Source organism: Nocardia spongicola, from assembly GCF_047200775.1.
Taxonomy (GTDB): domain Bacteria; phylum Actinomycetota; class Actinomycetes; order Mycobacteriales; family Mycobacteriaceae; genus Nocardia.
Map to the genome: position 1 here is coordinate 64,932 of NZ_JBJZOO010000005.1, position 13,329 is coordinate 78,260.

Here is a 13,329-nt window from a genome sequence, read left to right on the forward strand (position 1 = left end):
GCGGCGGCAGACAGGCCGGGAACCGGTGGCGACCCATAGCGGTGATGCGGGCCGGTGCCGAGTCGTCACGGTGACAGCCGCCGGCTTCGTACCGGTCGGCGCCGCGAATCTCGCTCACCCGAGCGCGGTCAGTAACGCACCGACCACGTCGTCGGGCGTACCGTCCGCGGTGTATCCGGCGGCGAAGCGGTGCCCGCCGCCCCCGAGACCCGTGGCCACCTCCGCCACGTCCACACCACTGTGTTCCCGCGGCCCGGCAGCACGTGAGCGGAGTGACACCGTCCACCGGTCCGGTACGGTGCGGGATTGTTTGAATACCGCCGCGACTCCTGCCTCGGCGGTCGTGCGCACGACATCGATCACGCTCTCGATCTCCTCCGGGCGCACGTCCCCGGTATCGTCGCGGCGCACGAACGCGTATACCAGCCCGACACCACCACGCGCCTCCGGCACCAACCGCGCGGTGTCGAGCACCCGGGACAGCATCGGCAACCAACCGAACGGGTGGGTGTCGAGCAAGGTGCGGCTGATCTCGGCGCCGTCGATTCCGGTGGCCAGCAATCGCTCGGCCAGTTCATGGGTTCCCGGGCGCACCCACCGGAACGAACCGGTATCGGTGACCAGGCCTGCGTAGAGGCAATGCGCGATATCCGGACTGATCGATACGCCCCATACCTCGAACAACCGCATGATCAGGCTCGTCGTGGACTCGGCGCCGGGATCGACCACATTGATCGAACCGAAAAGTGTGTTCGATTGATGGTGGTCGATCACCATTGTCGTCGCGGCGCCGGACAAGCGGTCGGCAAGCGCACCGAGCCGACCCACGGTACTGCAGTCCACTGCGATGAGCAGGTCCACCTCGGCAGGTACGTGATCCGCTGGCACCAGATGCCGCACCCCCGGCAGCGACCGCATCGACACCGGCAACTCGGCCGGTTCGGCGAACGATACCCGCACCGTGGTCCCACGCTGATGCAGGACCAGCGCCAGCGCGAGACCGCTTCCTATGGTGTCCGCGTCGGGCTGCACATGGCAGAGGACGGTCACCGAGCGCGCGGCATCCAGAGCCGCCACCGCCGCGGCAAGACCAGCCGTTTCCCGCATCGCCGTCATCGACTACCGGATATCACTCGTCGGTATCGCGTTCGGCCTTATAGGGGTCCGTGTCTCCCGCGTGTCTGGCGGTGGCGGCCACTCTGGCGACCGCATCATCCGCGGCCCGTGCCCTGGCGAGCAGCTCCTCCATCTGCCGGGCCGCATCGGGCACGGTATCCAGCACGAATGCCAGGGACGGGGTGAACTTCACCCCGGTTCCCGCTCCTACCTTCGAGCGCAATACCCCTTTGGCCTTCTCCAGCCCCGCGGCAGCACCGTCATAGTCCGGTTCGGTATCGAGAGTCTCACCCATCACGGTGTAATACACCGTCGCCTCCCGGAGATCACCGGTGACCTTGGCATCGGTGATGGTCACGAAACGCAGCCGCGGATCTTTCACTTCGTATTCGATCGCGGTCGCCACAATCGAAGAAATCCGCTTGGCGAGTCGGCGTGCCCTGGCTTGATCCACCATGGCCGGTTCCTCCTCACTACTCACTCTGTTCGACAGCCACAACACATGTGGCGCTGCCGCGGCCGGGATCGAGCAACCATGCCGATCACTGTCCGCCGCGTCAGTCTTCTGGGCCGAAAATCCGGCGGCGTACCGCCAGCAACTGTAACTCCGGGCGAGCCGCGACGTGACGTTCACATTTGTCCAGCACCTCGGTCAGGTGGTCCATTCCCGCGCTGACCATGGCCACGCCGAGCAGCGAACGCCGGTACAGCTCATGTTCTCCGCCCTCGGCAGCACTCACGCCGAAGCGCTGCAGCTCGGCCAGAATCGGCCGGATCACCGAACGCTTCTGTTTCAGTGAATGCACATCACCGAGCAGCAGATCGAACTCCAGTGCACCCAGGTACACCCATATCCCTTCGGTTATCTCGGACGACCGGCCCGGACGCCGTAGCGTCCGGGCCTCACGTCTCGTTCTCTCAGTCGCGCGGCTTCTCGCGCAGCTCGTAGGCCTCGATGATGTCACCTTCCTTGATATCGGAGTAGGTGACCGTCATACCGCATTCGAAGCCCTCGCGGACCTCGGTCACATCGTCCTTCTCGCGACGCAGCGACGAGATCGTCATCGTCTCGGCGACCACCACGTTGTCGCGAAGCAAGCGCGCCTTGGCGTTGCGCTTGATCGAGCCCGAGGTGACCATGCAGCCGGCGATATTACCGACCTTCGACGACCGGAACATCGCCCTGATCTCGGCCCGGCCCAGCTCGACCTCTTCGTAGATCGGCTTGAGCATGCCCTTGAGGGCCTTCTCGATCTCGTCGATGGCCTGGTAGATCACCGAGTAGTAGCGAATGTCGACGCCCTCGCGGTTGGCCAGCTCGGTCGCCTTGCCCTCGGCCCTGACGTTGAACCCGATGATGATCGCGTTCGACGCGGAGGCCAGGTTGACATTCGTCTCGGTGACACCACCGACACCACGGTCGATGACCCGCAGCCGCACCTCGTCGTCCACCTGGATACCGAGCAGCGCCTCTTCCAGCGCCTCGACGGTACCGGAGTTGTCGCCCTTGAGGATCAGGTTCAGCTCGCTGGTTTCCTTCAGCGCGGCATCCAGATCTTCCAGGCTGATCCGCTTGCGGCTGCGTGCGGCCAGCGCATTGCGCTTACGCGCGTTGCGGCGGTCGGCGATCTGCCGAGCGATCCGATCCTCGTCGACCACGAGCAGGTTGTCACCGGCGCCCGGCACCGAGGTGAAGCCGACGACCTGGACCGGACGCGACGGCAGCGCCGCCTCGACATCCTCGCCGTGCTCGTCCACCATGCGGCGCACGCGGCCGTAGGCATCGCCCGCCACGATCGAATCGCCGACGCGCAGCGTGCCGCGCTGCACCAGCACCGTGGCCACCGGACCACGGCCGCGGTCGAGATGCGCCTCGATGGCCACACCCTGGGCATCCATATCCGGGTTCGCGCGCAGATCGAGGGCAGCGTCCGCGGTGAGCAGGACGGCCTCGAGCAATGCCTCGATATTGGTGCCCTGCTTGGCGGAGATGTCGACGAACATGGTTTCGCCGCCGTACTCCTCGGAGACCAGGCCGTACTCGGTGAGCTGCTGCCGGATCTTCTGCGGGTTGGCGCCTTCCTTGTCGATCTTGTTGACCGCGACAACGATCGGCACTTCGGCCGCCTGCGCGTGATTGATCGCCTCCACCGTCTGCGGCATGACACCGTCATCGGCCGCGATCACGAGGATCGCGATGTCGGTGGCCTTCGCACCACGGGCACGCATGGCGGTGAACGCCTCGTGACCAGGGGTGTCGATGAAGGTGATGAGCCGATCCTCTTCGCCGAGGTGGGTGAGCACCTGGTAGGCACCGATGTGCTGGGTGATACCACCCGCCTCGCCCTCGCGGACGTTCGCCTTACGGATGGTGTCCAGCAATCGGGTCTTACCGTGGTCGACGTGACCCATGACGGTCACCACCGGCGGACGCTGTTCGAGGTCTTCCTCGCCACCCTCGTCCTCGCCATAGGTGAGGTCGAACGACTCCAGCAGCTCGCGGTCCTCGTCCTCGGGACTGACCACGTGCACCACGTAGTTCATCTCGCCGCCGAGCAGCTCGAGCGTCTCGTCGTTCACCGACTGGGTCGCGGTGACCATCTCGCCGAGGTTGAACAGCGCTTGCACCAGAGCGGCCGGGTTCGCGTCGATCTTCTCCGCGAAGTCCGACAGCGACGCGCCACGGGCGAGCCGGATGATCTCACCGTTGCCACGGGGCAACCGCACACCGCCGACGGCGGGAGCCTGCATCGAGTCGTACTCTTGGCGCTTCTGCCGCTTCGACTTACGGCCACGACGCGGAGCGCCGCCGGGACGACCGAACGCGCCCGCCGCGCCACCACGGCCACCGGGACCACCCGGACGACCGCCGCCCCCACCGGGACGACCGCGGAAGCCACCGGGCCCACCCGTTCCCGGCGCACCGGCTCCCGGCGCACCGCCGCCACCGCCACGGTAGCCGCCACCACCGCCACCGGGACGACCGGCACCGCCGCCGGGGCGACCCGGACGACCGGCACCGGGACCACCGGCACCGCCTGGACGCGCCGCACGCGACGGCATAGCGCCGGGGTTCGGCCGCGGCGGCATCGAACCCGGACTCGGGCGCGGGCCACCGGGACGCGGCCCACCCTGACCGGGTGCGGGACGCGCACCGCCCTGTCCCGGCGCTGGACGCGCACCACCTTGACCCGGCGCCGGACGCGCACCCTGGCCCGGTCCGGGACGCGGGCCACCGCCCTGCGCCGGACCCGGACGCGGGCCGCCCTGCGCGGGGCCTGGACGCGGACCGGGAGTCGGACGTGGCGCTGGCCGTTCGGGAGCCGACGAATAGGGATTGTTACCGACGCGTGGCTGCTTCGGCCCCGGACGCGGCCCTGGAGTGGCGCCACCCGGACGCGGAGCACCCGGCGTGGGGGCACCGGAACGCTGCTGCCCTGGACGCTGCTGTCCCGGACGCGGAGCACCTGGCGTCGGACGGGGGCCTGCAGGCGCGGGCGCGGAACCCGTGGTGGTCCCCGAGGCCGCGGCAGCGGGCGGGGTGACCGCATCCCGTGCTGCGGGTTTGGGCGCGGGGGCCGGGCCCGGTCGGGCAGGCCCCGGCTTCACAGCGGGGGATTCGCCGGTGGGCGCGGCCGGACGAGCTGTCTCCTTGGCGGCGGGCGCCGCCGGAGTCTGCGCCGGGGACGGCCCTGGACGCGGGCCGGGACGCGGACCGTTGCCTGTCGGCTTCGCGGCCGGACGGGCCGATGACGGACCGGGGCGCGCACCCGTCTTGGCGCCGTTCGACGGAGCGGATTTCGCCGCGAATGATTCACGCAGCCGACGCGCGACGGGAGCCTCCACCGTCGATGACGCCGACTTCACGAACTCGCCCTGCTCCTTGAGCGTTGCGAGTAGTTCCTTGCTCGTGACTCCGAGTTCTTTTGCCAACTCGTGCACGCGGGCCTTGCCTGCCACTGCTCTCCTCACTGAGAGGTCGAGCAGCGCCACCGTCTTGGGGCGGCCCGCACGACCTCGGGTTATCTCCGATGGACGTTCATCGTTGGTACTTCACGGTGTGCTCATGAGTGCTCGTGCCTGTTCTCGAGGTAATACTCCAGGGCCGAGATATCCAGATGTCCGGACACTCGTAGTGCTCTGCCGATCGCTCGGCGTCGCTCTGCCGCGCTCAGACAAGCCGAAAAGGGGTGCAACCAAGCACCCCGTCCGGGAAGTCTGCGGCGCGAATCGGGAACGATCTCGATGACCCGAGAGCCATCTCCGGTCGCACGATTCCGAGCCACGATCCGCAACAGATCGACGGCCAGTTCACGCTTCCGGCATCCGATACACGTCCGTACGGGAGCCGCTCGGCGCCGGGGCGCCGCATCCTGCTCGGTAGTGCGGTCGAGCATAAGAGCCGAAAGCTCGGACTGAACCTTGGAACACTCTACCGCTGAAGCACTCGGATCGCCGAACCCCTCCCCTGCGGAAGTTATGAATATGTCACTACGGGTGATGTCAGCCCCAGTGCTGCGCAGCCGGGTTCGGGTCAACTCCGATGCACCTCCGTCCGAACGGATCCGCCCACGTCAGACGCGGCATCGCTGCGGATATCGATGCGCCAACCGGTCAATCGCGCAGCGAGGCGGGCATTCTGCCCCTCCTTGCCGATGGCGAGCGAAAGCTGGAAATCCGGGACCACCACGCGGGCCGCACGCGCTTCGGGGTCGACAATTGTGACGGAAACCACCTTCGACGGGGAAAGCGCGTTCCCCACAAAGGTCGCGGGATCATCGGCGTAATCGATGATATCGATCTTCTCGCCGGCCAGCTCACTCATCACATTGCGCACCCGCTGCCCCATCGGACCGATACAAGCGCCCTTGGCGTTGACCCCAGGCACCGTGCTGTGCACCGCGATCTTGGAGCGATGCCCGGCTTCCCGTGCTACGGCGGTGATCTCCACCGAACCGTCGGCGATCTCGGGCACCTCGAGCGCGAACAACCGCCGCACCAGATTCGGGTGGGTACGCGACAGCGTGATCTGCGGCCCGCGCGGACCACGAGAGACGCCGACCACGTAGCACTTGATCCGGTCGCCGTGCTCATAGGTCTCGCCCGGTACCTGTTCGGCGGGCGGGATCAATCCCTCCGCACCGTGCAGCTCGCTACCGACACGCACCACGACGGTACCGCGGGCATTGGCTCGCGCGTCGCGCTGCACCACACCGCCGACGATATCGCCCTCGTGAGTGGAGAACTCGCCGAAGGATTTCTCGTTCTCCGCATCCCGCAGCCGCTGCAACACCACCTGGCGGGCGGTGGTCGCCGCGATCCGACCGAACCCCTCTGGGGTATCGTCCCATTCGGAGATCACGTTGCCATCGGCATCCAGCTCACGCGCCATCACCCGGACCACACCGGTCTTCTGGTTGATATCGATACGCGCGTTGGGCTGATGCCCTTCGGTATGCCGATAGGCGGTGAGCAGAGCCGACTCGATCGCGGAGATCACGGTCTCGATCGAGATCCCTTTGTCTGCGACGATCGCACGCAGGGCTTCGATTTCGATGTTCATTCCACGATCCCTTCGATCGATGAATCAGACGCTGTTACCGGTTCGGGTTGCGCATTCGGTGTGCTGCGCGGCGGACTGTGTTCCGCGGTATCGGAGATGTCCTCGACCGCCACCGCGTCTTCTCGGCCAGGGGTCGGCCGCCCAGGGACAACCCCACCGGCGAGTTCCAGTTCCTTGGCGCCGGGTGGGGAGAACTCGACCTGAACTACGGCGTCGGCGATATCGGCGAGCGGGACCATCACTCGATGTGGATTGCGATTACCGCCGAGTACCAGCGCCACCGAGGCGCCCGCGAGCGCACCGACCCTTGCATCGAAGGCCTGCGATCCCGCAGGCGGCTGCGCGCCTTCGCGCAGCACGACGCGCACCTTTCGCCCTTGGGCCCGGCGCCAGTGCCGGTCGGCGGTGAGCGGGCGGTCTATGCCAGGAGTCGAGACTTCCAGCAGATAGGGCGTCTCACCGAAATCTCCCGCATCGTCCAGCAGAGCCGAGAGCTCCGTACTGAGCACAGCGAGGGAGTCCAGATCGGAGGTGTCGCTGTCCACCGTCACTTGCACCCGAGCCTGCGCATCCGGGTGCCTACCCGCCGTCGAGATCTCGACACCCTCGAGGTCGAATCCTCGGCGTTCGACGAGACCAGCTACGAGCTGGCTCACCCTTTCCTCGGTCGGCATGGGCATATGGGCGACTCCTGGTTCAGTTGTGACGCGGCGGGAAATTTCTCTACCGAAGGTCTAGCGTAACGCGCCACGAGAGTGTAATGGACCACGGGGCAAGGAGTACGCGCGCCACGACCGACGCCTCATCCGGTGGTATGCCGCGAATCTGGCACGATAGTCCCGTGCCCATCAGCCTTTCCGCCCTGCCGCATGCCGGGCACACTTCCGGCATACCACTGGTCCGGCCCGAGTCCCACCCCGCCGCCCTCGATCGTCGCAACGCGCTGCGTCTCGCGGGCCGTGGGACGGTCGGCATCCTCGCTCTCGGCGCATTGGCCGGCTGCGCCACCGAAGACACCGTCCAGGAACCGGATCCACTCGCCGCACAGGAAGCGCTGGCCCGTGCCGATGCCGCCGCGGCGACCGCGGCCATCGCGATGGAACCACAGCGGCATGCCGCACTGAGCGCCATCGCGGCCGAACGCACCGCGCACGCCGAGGCCCTTCGCACCGAGATCGATCGTGTGATCGGCGTCTACGCCGACGGCACCACACCGGTGCGTCGCACCCAGGAATCGGATGCGGCCGCCGCGGCCACCGGCACGGTCGTCGCACCGAATATCGTCGCGCTGCGTACCCAGTTGACCGAGTCCCAGAAATCGGCCGCCGATCTCGCTCGCACCCTGTCCGGGTACCGAGCCGGATTACTCGCTTCGATCAGCGCGGCGTGCGCGACCCAGGCGGGGGTGCTACTCGCATGAGCGGTCAGGCCCGAAGACGGCAGCGCAGCATCACCACGCAGGGCCCCGCTCAGGCAGAAAGGGACACAGCATGAGCGAGAACGAACATCAGGCGCTGCGAGACGCGCTGAACGCCGAATACGCCGCGGTGTACGCCTACGGCGTGATCGCCGCGTACGCCTCGACCGAACGCACCGAACTGATAGCCCAGTACACCGCCGCGCATCGTGCCCGGCGCGACACCATCGCCGACACCCTCACCGCGGACGGCGCACAGGTACCACCGCCTGACGCCGCTTACACGGCGCCGTTCCCGGTCACCGATCCGGTCTCGGCCGCCCGGCTCGCCGTGACTGTCGAGTCGGACACCGCGGTCGCCTGGCGTTCGGTGGTCGAGCGAGGCGCCTCCGCGACAGTGCGTGGTACCGGTGTCGACGCGCTCACCGAAGCTGCCGTCCGGCTGGCCACCTGGCAGTCGTTCCTCGGTGCGAACCCACCCACCCGCGCATTCCCCGGCGCGGCCTGACCGGCACATCGACAACCGGGTGCGCAACGCGCTCACCACCGTGGCCGGAGTCCGGGATCACATCCAGGCACCGTCACTGCGCGGCCCAGCGCTTTTCGGAACTACACACTCACCGAGGGCGACATCTGAGCGATGATCACCGGGCCCATCCAGCGGCGTAGATAGCGTCGCAAGTCCTCTTCGCCGCGTGGCGGATTCCCCGGGGAGAGGAAGAACGACTGCATTGTGCGCAGTAGGTATTCGACCAGTTCGTGCAGCGAGGCATCGTCGTAGCCGTAGCGCTCCCAGTCGACGTCGTAGCGTTTGATCATCGTCGCTCCGAAGGTTTGCGCCTCTTCGGAGACGATGCCATCGGGGTGGGCGTTCGAATACGTACTGGACAGCAGAATGCCGAGGTGGGGTATTCGAGGTACCTCGGCGAGGGTATAGATCACTCCCTCGGTCAGCGCGTCGACCGGGTCTTCGATACCGCGCACGTGCCGTGTCAACCGATCGAGGAATCCGTCGACGGACGCGATGGCCGCCGCGCGCATCAGTTCGTCCGCACTGGGGAAGTACCGGTACACCGTCTGCCGGATGACACCCAACGACTCCGCGACATCGGCGATGCTGATCGCCGCGCCCGTGCGAGAGATCAGATCGACCGCGGCGGCGACGATGCGCCGGGATGCTTCTTCGTCACTGTTCGGCGGACTCCCGCGCCACCCACGCCTTCCTGCCACTGCCTGCTTCCTCGGCTCGAACGATATCTGCGCCTGCGAAAACTCCGAACGGATAGCTCGCCGACTACCCAGATCAAAGGCTCAACTTTACCACAGGGCAGAACGTCGCCCGAGCGGCGCTCAACCCATAATTCCCCCAATTGTAATTATTGGCACGACAAGTTATGCGTAGGATAATCCTCGACGCAGCGACGGCGGATTCGAATAAAAGTATCGAGCAATACCACTCAGGAACAACTTACGAACAAAGAGGTGCAACCAAGTGACCGATCTACAAATGCGTAAGATGCGGTTCGCGTTCGCGGACTACGATGTGCCCTTTCTATGGAACAAAGAGAATCCAGCGTACTCCTCGATGACCAATGCGGCATCTTTCTTCTCGGTCGCCTTCGAGAAAATGATTGTGAACTTGGTTCGGGAGATCAAACCACAGATCACCGACCAGGAGGTGGCAGCGGAGGCCGACGCGTTCGTGCATCAGGAGGGACAACATTCCACGTCCCACCGCCAGCATGTCAACGCCCTGATCAAGCAGCACCCCGGACTGCAGGAGACCCTCGACGACATCATCAACGAGTTCGACCGGCTCACCGTGAACACCTCCGTCGACTACAGGCTCGCCTACATCGCGAATCTGGAGGTGTCCTTCGCCCCCACGTTCAAGCTGGTGCTCGACAACGACGCGTCCCTCTTCCGGCCGGGAGACGACCGGGTCGCCTCGCTGTTCATCTGGCACTTCGTCGAAGAAATCGAACACCGCAGCTCCGCGCTCATCATCTTCGACTCCGTCGTCGGAAGCGACATATACCGGACGCGGATGGCGCCGTCGATCTTCCGCCACGTGGCGCGGGGCTTCAGGGTGATCTACGAGGGATTCAACAAACATGTCCCGCTGGAGGAACGAAAGATCGACGCACTGGCGATATCCTCCTCATACCGGCGTAAGCAGAAGTTGCGCAGGTGGCTGCCACTGCTGAAGGCACAAGACAACGGCCCGATGCCACACGCGTTCGAGAACCTGCCTCGCCGCGAACAACTCATCGCATCGGCCGGTGTCATCCGCAGTCAGCTGCCCTGGTACAACCCGGCGCAGCGGAAACTACCCGCACTCGCCGACCTGTGGTTCGACCGCTACGAGGCCGGATACGACGTCACACACTGGTACACCGCGGATACCACCGCTTCGTAGTGAGATCCGGGCTGACGGTCGATAATTGCGCGCCGACATTCGAACGGCTTGCGATCGCACTCGACTTCTCGACTCACGGACCACTTCCCGACACTCGACAGCCCGGTTCGCATTCCTCCCCGAAATGCTTCTCGGGTGGTGTTGCCGAAGCAGTCACCGAAGGTTCCGAAAAAGAAATCGAATTACGCCGACGAAATTTTTCTCCGAATGATCGGGATGCGAATTGCGTGCCGTGGCCGGCGTACGATATCGAGCCCTTTTCACCCTCGTAGCCGGTTCTCCCGAGCGGGAGATGTGGATCGCTCTGGCGAGTCGTCCCGCTCCCCGGCATGCGATCGCACACACCTGTCGGCGCACAGACCACGGAGACGACTTCGGCATCATAACCGCCCGACTGCCGATCTGCCTCAACTCGTACAAGAGCGGTCTCCACCCAGGGGCCGGATCCCATGGCCTCGTTCACAGGGAGATAGGCCGACTACACCGCCCGAGCAGCGGTGTAGTCATAACAGCCGCAATTGTGATCATACACTTAACCAGTTGTGCGTATGATCATCCTCAGTGCAGCGGCGGCGGATCCGAACGAAACCACCGGGCCATACGACGTACGAACAAAGAGGTGCAACCAAGTGACCGATCTACAGATGCGGAAGATGCGGTTCGCGTTCGCGGACTACGACGTGCCCTTCCTATGGAATGAAGAGAATCCGGCGTTCTCGTCGATGGCCAATGCGGTGTCCTTCCTCGCCATCGCCTTCGAGAAGATGGTCGTGAACATGATCAGAGAGGCCATGCCGCTGATCACCGACCCAGAAGTCGCCGAGGAAGCCACCGCGTTCGTCCATCAGGAGGGGCAACACTCCACCGCCCATCGCCAGCATGTCAACGCGCTGATCAAGGCGTACCCGGGGCTACAGGAGACGCTCAATGACGTGATCAGCGCGTTCGACCGACTCACCGTGAATACCTCCATCGACTATCGGCTCGCCTACACCGCCGATCTGGAGGCGACCTTCACCCCGGTGTTCAAACTGATGCTCGATAACGAAGCGGCCCTCTTCCGGTCAGGAGACGACCGGGTCGCGTCGCTGTTCATCTGGCACTTCGTCGAAGAAGTCGAGCATCGCAGCTCCGCGCTCATCATCTTCGACTCCGTCGTCGGAAGCGATACGTACCGGATGCGGATGGCGCCGTCGATCTTCCGCCATGTGATGCGGACCATCAGGGTGGCCTGCGAGGGATTCAATAAGCATGTCCCACTGGAGGAACGGAAGATCGACGCACTGGCGATGTTCGCGTCGTACCGGGCTCAGCAGAAGTTGCGCACGTGGTTGCCACTGCTGAAGGCGCAATACAACGGCCCGATGTCGCGTGCGTTCGACGACCTGCCCCGCCGCGAGCAACTGACCGCCTTGGCCGGCATCATCCGCAGTCAGCTACCCAAGCACAATCCGGCACACGAAAAACTACCCGCACTCGCCGACCTGTGGTTCGACCGCTACGAGGCCGGATACGACGTCACACACTGGTACACCGCGGATACGACCGCTCGTAAGTAGGAGTTGAACCGATGGCTGATCACTGCGCGGCCACCTTCGAGCGGCTCGCGACCGCACTGGGCTTTTCCTGCGACGAGGCCGGTGGACTCGTCGAGGTGCGAAACCCGCTCGCCTTGGAGAACTGGACGCTACCGGTCCTGGAGTTCACGATCATCCTTGGATCGGTGCTCATGCTGATCTACGCGATCATGCGTTTGCGCAGACACGGTGATCCCACCAACCTGGTGATCTGGTTCGGTGCGAGCGCCTATCTGTACATTATCGAGCCACCGCTGTACTTCCCGGCGGCCTTCGGCATCGACGCACACGTCGACACGATGTTCGCGCACAACCTGTTCACCGTGGAATTCCTGTGGGGCCGGCTACCGCTGTACATCGTCGCCATCTATCCGCTCATGGCCACCATGGCTTACGAGCTCGTCCGGATGCTGGGCGTATTCCGTCGTCGGTACGGAGTCGTTCTCGGTGCGATCTGCGTCGGCTTCGTCCACCATGCCTTCTACGAGATCTTCGACCATCTCGGCCCGCAACTGCGCTGGTGGGCGTGGTCTACCGAGAACGCGATCAATCAACCGATGTTCGATTCGGTGCCGCTACCGAGTGTGGTCGTCTTCGGCGCATTGTGGCCGATATCGCTCGCGTTCTGCGTCCAACTGTTCGTCGGGCGCCACGTCGACGCCGGCCGAAACTTCTCCGGACCACAACTGGTGTGGCGGACCGTGGTCATCGGTCTGCTCGCTTCGCTGGGAACAGCGGTATTGCCGCTTCCCGCAACGCTGTTCGGCATGGGCAGCGACACAGTACGTGGCTTCCTCTACGCGGCCGAACTGGTTGTCGTCACCGTCGTCGCCGCGCTGGTCCTGACCAAACAGTGGCTGCGGCTACGACAGGGCCAGGACGACACTCCGCAATACACGAACCGGCTCGTCCAGATCTACAGCCTGGTGTATCTGGGTGCTATGGCGGTGTTCTGGGTGAGCGCGTTGCCTGACTTCTTCGCCGCCTCGGACGGTGTGACGAGCAACGGCGACCCGATCGGAAGCCTCTGGTACGCCGTGGCCTGCTTCACCATAGCGATACTCTGCGTGCTCGCCACACTCACCATCCCGCGCCGAAAGGCCGAGGCGGGCAACACTACTACTCCCCCCGTCGACCGGGCGGTGGCGCCTACCGCATAGCGCACCTCCCCGTAGGGCGGCCGAGTGCCCCGAGCATCGGCCGCCCTGAATCGGGAGATCCCCGCGAAACAGCCGGA

General features: G+C 65.2%; 13 protein-coding genes. 5 read left to right on the forward strand and 8 right to left on the reverse strand.

All coding sequences use genetic code 11. The features are described 5' to 3' along the window. Nucleotides 1-114: 114 nt before the first annotated feature. From ACL02S_RS12470 to rimP, 7 genes are all read right to left on the reverse strand, one after another. Nucleotides 115-1,116: a DHH family phosphoesterase gene (locus tag ACL02S_RS12470; RefSeq protein ID WP_412802541.1), complete on the reverse strand. Its 1,002-nt coding sequence runs from the start codon at nucleotides 1,114-1,116 to the stop codon at nucleotides 115-117. Nucleotides 1,117-1,129: 13 nt separating this feature from the next. Further along, entirely contained in the window at nucleotides 1,130-1,573 is a 444-nt protein-coding gene (rbfA, locus tag ACL02S_RS12475; protein ID WP_412802542.1) for a 30S ribosome-binding factor RbfA, read from the reverse strand. Between the two features lie 100 nt (nucleotides 1,574-1,673). Next, nucleotides 1,674-1,964 (reverse strand): DUF503 domain-containing protein, encoded by a 291-nt coding sequence (locus ACL02S_RS12480; RefSeq protein WP_412802543.1) that lies wholly within the window; start codon nucleotides 1,962-1,964, stop codon nucleotides 1,674-1,676. A gap of 70 nt (nucleotides 1,965-2,034) precedes the next feature. Then, complete coding sequence (gene infB / locus ACL02S_RS12485; RefSeq protein WP_412802544.1) at nucleotides 2,035-5,076, reverse strand: translation initiation factor IF-2; 3,042 nt, start codon at nucleotides 5,074-5,076, stop codon at nucleotides 2,035-2,037. Nucleotides 5,077-5,180: 104 nt separating this feature from the next. Next, nucleotides 5,181-5,513 carry a YlxR family protein gene (locus ACL02S_RS12490; protein ID WP_412802545.1) on the reverse strand — a complete coding sequence of 111 codons (333 nt, stop codon included), beginning with the start codon at nucleotides 5,511-5,513 and terminating at the stop codon, nucleotides 5,181-5,183. A 137-nt stretch (nucleotides 5,514-5,650) separates the two neighbouring features. Further along, nucleotides 5,651-6,679 carry a transcription termination factor NusA gene (gene nusA, locus ACL02S_RS12495; protein ID WP_412802546.1) on the reverse strand — a complete coding sequence of 343 codons (1,029 nt, stop codon included), beginning with the start codon at nucleotides 6,677-6,679 and terminating at the stop codon, nucleotides 5,651-5,653. Next, the gene (gene rimP / locus ACL02S_RS12500) at nucleotides 6,676-7,359 is read right to left on the reverse strand and encodes a ribosome maturation factor RimP (RefSeq protein ID WP_412802547.1); all 684 of its coding nucleotides are present in this window, start codon (nucleotides 7,357-7,359) and stop codon (nucleotides 6,676-6,678) included. The genes nusA and rimP overlap by 4 nt, the downstream gene beginning before the upstream one ends. Nucleotides 7,360-7,520: 161 nt before the next feature. Here rimP and ACL02S_RS12505 point away from each other — a divergent pair, with 161 nt between their 5' ends. Further along, nucleotides 7,521-8,099, forward strand: coding sequence for a hypothetical protein (locus tag ACL02S_RS12505; protein ID WP_412802548.1), 579 nt, complete (start codon nucleotides 7,521-7,523; stop codon nucleotides 8,097-8,099). A 70-nt stretch (nucleotides 8,100-8,169) separates the two neighbouring features. Then, a complete protein-coding gene (locus ACL02S_RS12510; protein ID WP_412802549.1) occupies nucleotides 8,170-8,604 on the forward strand; it encodes a ferritin-like domain-containing protein in 435 nt (144 codons plus the stop codon). Between the two features lie 101 nt (nucleotides 8,605-8,705). Here the strand turns inward: ACL02S_RS12510 and ACL02S_RS12515 are convergent, their stop codons facing one another. Continuing rightward, nucleotides 8,706-9,326 carry a TetR/AcrR family transcriptional regulator gene (locus ACL02S_RS12515; RefSeq protein WP_412802550.1) on the reverse strand — a complete coding sequence of 207 codons (621 nt, stop codon included), beginning with the start codon at nucleotides 9,324-9,326 and terminating at the stop codon, nucleotides 8,706-8,708. 262 nt (nucleotides 9,327-9,588) lie between these two features. Between ACL02S_RS12515 and ACL02S_RS12520 the strand changes: the two genes are divergently transcribed. The 3 genes from ACL02S_RS12520 to ACL02S_RS12530 all read left to right on the forward strand — a co-directional run bounded on the left by ACL02S_RS12520 (nucleotide 9,589) and on the right by ACL02S_RS12530 (nucleotide 13,252). Continuing rightward, complete coding sequence (locus tag ACL02S_RS12520) at nucleotides 9,589-10,515, forward strand: metal-dependent hydrolase (protein ID WP_412802551.1); 927 nt, start codon at nucleotides 9,589-9,591, stop codon at nucleotides 10,513-10,515. Between the two features lie 629 nt (nucleotides 10,516-11,144). Further along, a complete protein-coding gene (locus ACL02S_RS12525) occupies nucleotides 11,145-12,074 on the forward strand; it encodes a metal-dependent hydrolase (protein ID WP_412802552.1) in 930 nt (309 codons plus the stop codon). Nucleotides 12,075-12,085: 11 nt separating this feature from the next. Beyond that, the gene (locus tag ACL02S_RS12530) at nucleotides 12,086-13,252 is read left to right on the forward strand and encodes a hypothetical protein (protein WP_412802553.1); all 1,167 of its coding nucleotides are present in this window, start codon (nucleotides 12,086-12,088) and stop codon (nucleotides 13,250-13,252) included. Nucleotides 13,253-13,329: the final 77 nt, after the last annotated feature.